Below are 5,301 nucleotides of genomic sequence, written 5' to 3' on the forward strand. Positions count from 1 at the left end.
GACGAGCTAAAACCAATGTGACCTTAACCAACCTGCTCTACACTATCTGTCGTTTTGAGCAAATCAAACGACTGGGATTGCCATCATGGGCTTAGTGCGCCCATAGGAAAATAAGCCAGAAGTAAGCTTGGAAAGCGAAGCTTACTGGAAACAAGGCTTACAAATAAGGCTTACTTAATAACTACTTGAAGTTTTTAGACGTGCCCTCTTTTGTAAATCAAAGGTTGGGTCAAATTTTTCTAAATACCACTGTCAACCTAATAAACCAGTATTACAAATAATACCATTCATCGCCATATGACTGATTTAATTCTTGATGACACTAGGACCAACTAATTCTAAAACCTTATCAAAGATAAGATCTGTTTTAAGTTCGCCGTCTTTTTCCAGAATAATGTCATCATAACCGAAAGCCATCAATCGGTCTGCTTTTTCAAGATGGCGAACAGATACCATAATTCTAACTTGTGAGTAAGTTGCCTTGACTAATTTTGTAAAGGCGATTCCTACTGCCGAGGCTGCTCCTCTAACTAAAAGAGTATCATTTTTTTCTATTCTCAACTGTTTCATGGAGCCAAAAGCTGTAAAATAAGTCTCTGGCACAGCCGCCAGATTTTCCCAAATAAGAACCATCAAAATCACGTCCCATTTCTCCCATTATTGAAATCACTTTATGTCCTACAGGTAATACAGCTTCATCACTTGTTTCTACAATACTCCCAACACATTCGATACCTAAAATTCTTGGAAAAGAGACACTAGGCGAATAACCGTTTCTAGTGAAAATTTCTGAACGATTAATACCAAATGCTTCAATTTTAACAAGTGACCAACCTTCTTTTATTTGAGGAATTGGTCTCTCGGTAACCTCTAAGACATTCCTGTCACCCGGATGACTAAGAACCTGTATTCACAAAGTTATAAAGCCCTTAAAAGACGATTAATGTGTGATAGTTTGACAAAAGCAACCTCTGACGATACCTATTTTTCAACATCCTTAGCCAATCTTCGAGAGTGGTTCAACCAAGCAAAAGTTCGCTCAACAATCCAACGTTTGGAAATGATTTGCCACCTACCCTTAATTTTTTCAGAAATATCTACCGGGCAACCAAACTCCTCCCTTATCATCTCCTCAAAACTTTTCCGGTAGCCAGCATCGGCTGAAAAAGCCTTGATGGTTGGGAATTGTAGCATCACTTTTCGAGCTACTAAAAAGCCTGATTTTGTGTCGTGCAAATGAGCTGCATGAACCACCACATCAAGAAGATTTCCCATGTTATCAACAACGATGTGGCGCTTCCTCCCTTTGACTTTTTTACCGCCGTCAATCCCACGTTGCTCTGCAACATCTGTTGTTTTCACGCTTTGAGAATCAATGATAGCATAGGTTGGAGAGGCTGCTCTACCAGCTTTCAATCGCTTTTTTTTACCAGTTCCGTCAAAATGGTGTCCCACAAGCCGCTCTCCTTAGCACGACGAAAGAAACTCCAGACAGTTGGGGAAGGAGGGAAATCATGAGGGAGCATGCGCCATTGGCAGCCTGTTTTAGTGATATACAAGGTTGCGTTCACGAGTTCTCGTTTAGACTATTTATAGGTGCGGTGTTTGGAGAAATAGGGTTCAAGTTGAGCCCATTTTTGATCGGTTAAATCAGTATCATATGCTTTTCGTGCCATATCTTTAGTTTAACATTTTTTATGAATACAGGTTCTAACTACAACAGCTTTCATTACGACACCTCTTTAGTCAAAAATTTTTACTATTTACATTTAGTATAGTTAACATTGTTATCTTGGTCAATTTTTTTGACTAAGACTCAAAGAAAATCAAAATCTGACTAGAAAAAGCGTCGTAGCTAGAACTAAAGTTCATTAAGGTAAACTTGACAATATCAGATTTTGATTTTCAATGAGTATAAGATAATATCGAAATATGGTACACTCTTTCATCTATAATCATGAAGCAAAACCCTATTCTTACAAACTCCTAGCAGACATTGCTAAAGACTTATAGACTCATCATGACAGAATCAAAGATAAGCCTTAGAATTGCTCTTTCTCAACAATGTCACTCTAAGCTATTTTCTCTTTTAAGATTTTTGCCAGATTCATCTTTAAGTAGATAAGTTACTGAAACATAAATTCCATCCACAATGGACATCAAGATACATTTCCTATCCTAAGAAAACCTGGATATTCTATAATATGATCGCGCTATTTCTAATTGACAATAAAGTCATTGACAAGGAAAATCATGAAAAAATTCACTGCCGAATTAATAGGTACTTTTATCCTTGTCTTTATTGGGACAGGAGCTGTTGTCTTTGGTAATGGTACAGAAGGTCTTGGACACCTTGGTATTGCCCTTGCTTTTGGTCTGTCTATCGTGGCAGCTGCTTATTCTATTGGTACTATCTCTGGTGCTCACTTGAACCCTGCAGTATCTGTTGCTATGTTTGTAAACAAACGCATGGATGCTAAAGAATTGGTTAACTACATCGTCGCTCAAGTTATCGGTGCTATCATCGCTTCAGCAGCTATCTTCTTCTTAGCAGGTGGTGCAGACAGCGGTCTTGGTTTAAATGCCTACACAGAAGTGAGCACAGCAGGTGCTTTCATCTTCGAATTAATCACTAGCTTTATCTTTATCTTGGTCATCGTAACCGTTACTTCTGCTACAAAAGGCAACGGTAAAATCGCTGGTCTTGTGATTGGTTTAACATTGACAGCTATGATTTTGGTTGGTTTGAACATCACTGGTCTTTCAGTTAACCCCGCTCGTAGTTTGGCGCCAGCTCTATTTGTTGGTGGTAAAGCACTTGCTCAACTTTGGGTCTTCATCGTCGCTCCTATCGTTGGTGGTATCCTTGCAGCCCTGGTTGGTAAAAACCTTCTTGATACAGAAGCATAATGTAATCATACCCAAACACCATCTGTCTTGCAGGTGGTTTTTATGAGTCTTAATAGGGTAATCTCAGTACACCATACAAATTCATAAGATTTTCTAGTAAGATAGAATAAAACAAACACTTACGAAAAGATTCTAGCCATTGTACTCAGAGATTAATCTTCTCTAATATCATCAATAGCCAGCAAAAAACGAGCACTCGGCTCGCTTTTTTGTTTATTAAGCATGTAATTCAGCAACAATTGCTTTGATCTGATCTTTAGTATGAACACCTGCAACTTGTTTAACCACTTGTCCATCTTTTTTAAACAAAAGTGTCGGGATTGACATAATGCCAAATGATTGTGCAGTATTCGGGTTTTCATCAACATCCATTTTGACGATTTTAAGCTCATCCTCGTCAAACTCTTGAGACAATTGTTCCAAAATAGGAGCTTGCATGAAACATGGGCCGCACCATGTTGCCCAGAAGTCTACCAAAACGAGACCTTGAGCTGTTTCCTGTTCAAAGGTTGCATCCGTTACAACTTGAGTCATATCTTACCTCTTTCTGTTAGGAAATAGTAGCACTAGTTTCCTTTAAATTAATGTAAAGCTATTTTAACGAAATCTTAAGAAAGTTACAACTATTTACTACGATAGTTATTTGACTTGCCCACGCCGGTAGGAATCATTATACACTTTGAAATCATGGTCATGTAACGTAACTGCTGCATCTGCCAACCAGTTGACGTTACGAAGAAGACCACGTCCAAGCAAGATTAAATCAGCCTGACCACTCTGTAATAAATACTCATCCAATTCTGGGCTATTTAAAAGTCCAACAGCGGTTACGGGGATAGATACAGCTTCTTTCATCTTAGCAGTGAATCCAGCTTGATAACCACCATGAATTGGAATATTAGGCCGGACATCCATTAACCCACCTGTAGAGATATCCAAGCAAGCAACTCCGAGTTCTTCCAACCATTTACCAATTTGTTGGTAGTCTTCTATTGTGTTTTGAACACCAGTTTCATCATAGGCTGACATGGATAGGCGTACCCAAATTGGTTTTGAAAAGACAGCTTTAACCTCTTCGACGATTTCTTTTAGGAAACGGAAACGATTTTCAAGTGATCCACCATAATCATCTGTACGTTGGTTAGTCTGAAGTTCTAAGAACTGATTAATCAAATAACCATGCGCCCCATGAAGTTCAATCATATCGTAACCAGCTTTGTCAGCACGTTTAGCTGCCTCTACAAAAGCTGTTTTAACACGTTCGATGTCTTCTATGGTCATTTCACAAGGGTCCCTATAATCAGCACCATAGCCGATAGCACTTGGTGCGATAGGGTCAAGTGCGTCATGCGCTTTACGACCACCATGTCCCAGTTGGACACCAACTTGAGCCCCTAGATAGTGCAAATCTGCCACCATCTGAGACAGGGCATCTGCTTGCTCGTCCGTCCAAAGCCCCAAATCACGATTGCTCAATCGCCCATCAGCTTCAACAGCAGTCGCTTCCTGAATGATGAGCCCGACACCAGAAATAGCACGAGCCCCATAGTGAGAACGGTGGAAGGCTGTTGGCAAACCATCTTCCTCATGCACCTCATACATACACATGGGTGGCATAACGACACGATTTTTTAAGGATAATCCTGCAATTTCAGCAGGTGAAAGTAACATTGTCATTTTTGTATCTCCTTATCCGTCTACATTTGTCATTATTCTAGCAAAATGCTTTAAAAAAATCAGTCTTTTGATACGAAAAAACCAGCACAAGGCTAGTTAGTTTTTCTTAATACAAGTCAATCCATGGCTTAATACGAGCTTCTTGATCACCTTTTATCGTAAAATAAGAACCGCGAATGGTGCCAGCTAGCTTGGATTTTTGACGAGCAAATTTGAACTGATACTCATCCAAAATCAAAAATAACAGAAGTCCACTTTCGCTGAACAATCGTTTTTAAGTCACTCCAATGGAGAGCCTGAATAACAGATTGTAGCTTATCCATGACGTCATCTAATGTCTTAAAGGCTCTATTTTTAAACCCGCGCTTACGTATCTCGGCCCAAACTTGCTCTATCGGATTCATCTCAGGGGTATAAGGAGGGATAAAAGCACAGCCAATATGATTAGGAATCACTGATGATCGTGACTTGTGCCAGATGGCGTTATCCATAACTAAAACAATGTAATCATCTGGATAGGCTTGACTAAGCTGCTTTAAACATTCGTTCATCCATTCTGTGCTACAGCTTCCTGCAATAAGGAAGAAAGACTCTCCTGTATGGGCATCTACTGCTCCATAGCAATGGCGATATTCTCTGATGTAATGACTCGCTACATGAGGTCGACATCCCTTAGGAGCCCAACAAGACCCTAATTTACTAATACGACCAAAA

Annotated in this window: 7 protein-coding genes and 2 pseudogenes; 1 reads left to right on the forward strand and 8 read right to left on the reverse strand. The window is 39.6% G+C overall.

Going from position 1 to position 5,301, the window contains the following annotated elements; genetic code table 11:
• Positions 1-306 precede the first annotated feature (306 nt).
• From ACMZ6U_RS09140 to ACMZ6U_RS09155, 4 genes and pseudogenes are all read right to left on the reverse strand, one after another.
• Entirely contained in the window at positions 307-642 is a 336-nt protein-coding gene (locus ACMZ6U_RS09140; RefSeq protein WP_416108115.1) for a hypothetical protein, read from the reverse strand.
• Complete coding sequence (locus ACMZ6U_RS09145) at positions 542-910, reverse strand: alcohol dehydrogenase catalytic domain-containing protein (protein WP_416108125.1); 369 nt, start codon at positions 908-910, stop codon at positions 542-544. Before ACMZ6U_RS09145 ends, ACMZ6U_RS09140 begins: the two co-directional genes overlap by 101 nt.
• A gap of 71 nt (positions 911-981) precedes the next feature.
• Positions 982-1,377 (reverse strand): annotated as a pseudogene (locus ACMZ6U_RS09150) (transposase); the annotation flags it as partial.
• A gap of 35 nt (positions 1,378-1,412) precedes the next feature.
• Positions 1,413-1,526 carry a hypothetical protein gene (locus tag ACMZ6U_RS09155; RefSeq protein WP_416108127.1) on the reverse strand — a complete coding sequence of 38 codons (114 nt, stop codon included), beginning with the start codon at positions 1,524-1,526 and terminating at the stop codon, positions 1,413-1,415.
• Between the two features lie 727 nt (positions 1,527-2,253).
• On the opposite strand from ACMZ6U_RS09155, the gene ACMZ6U_RS09160 reads away from it, so the two are divergent.
• Positions 2,254-2,910: an MIP/aquaporin family protein gene (locus ACMZ6U_RS09160; RefSeq protein WP_416108117.1), complete on the forward strand. Its 657-nt coding sequence runs from the start codon at positions 2,254-2,256 to the stop codon at positions 2,908-2,910.
• A gap of 216 nt (positions 2,911-3,126) precedes the next feature.
• Here ACMZ6U_RS09160 and trxA read toward each other — a convergent pair whose 3' ends face one another.
• The 4 genes and pseudogenes from trxA to ACMZ6U_RS09180 all read right to left on the reverse strand — a co-directional run.
• Positions 3,127-3,444, reverse strand: a complete 318-nt coding sequence (trxA, locus tag ACMZ6U_RS09165; RefSeq protein WP_416108119.1) for a thioredoxin — start codon at positions 3,442-3,444, stop codon at positions 3,127-3,129.
• A gap of 105 nt (positions 3,445-3,549) precedes the next feature.
• On the reverse strand, positions 3,550-4,587 hold the full coding sequence (locus ACMZ6U_RS09170; protein ID WP_416108121.1) for an NADH:flavin oxidoreductase/NADH oxidase: 1,038 nt from the start codon (positions 4,585-4,587) through the stop codon (positions 3,550-3,552).
• Positions 4,588-4,693: 106 nt separating this feature from the next.
• Positions 4,694-4,813: pseudogene (locus tag ACMZ6U_RS09175) on the reverse strand (phage tail protein); the annotation flags it as partial.
• Positions 4,812-5,301 (reverse strand): IS630 family transposase (locus ACMZ6U_RS09180; RefSeq protein WP_416108123.1); only part of this gene is annotated, 490 nt, incomplete at its 5' end. The gene ACMZ6U_RS09180 and the pseudogene ACMZ6U_RS09175, both read right to left, overlap by 2 nt.

Origin of the sequence: Streptococcus pluranimalium (assembly GCF_047785745.1) — a bacterium.
GTDB lineage: Bacteria > Bacillota > Bacilli > Lactobacillales > Streptococcaceae > Streptococcus > Streptococcus pluranimalium_B.

Coding starts and splice junctions, on each gene's coding strand:
- ACMZ6U_RS09170 (WP_416108121.1), bottom strand. CDS start 4,587: ATGACAATGTTACTTTCACCTGCTGAAATTGCAGGATTATCCTTAAAA.
- ACMZ6U_RS09160 (WP_416108117.1), top strand. CDS start 2,254: ATGAAAAAATTCACTGCCGAATTAATAGGTACTTTTATCCTTGTCTTT.
- trxA (WP_416108119.1), bottom strand. CDS start 3,444: ATGACTCAAGTTGTAACGGATGCAACCTTTGAACAGGAAACAGCTCAA.
- ACMZ6U_RS09155 (WP_416108127.1), bottom strand. CDS start 1,526: ATGCTCCCTCATGATTTCCCTCCTTCCCCAACTGTCTGGAGTTTCTTT.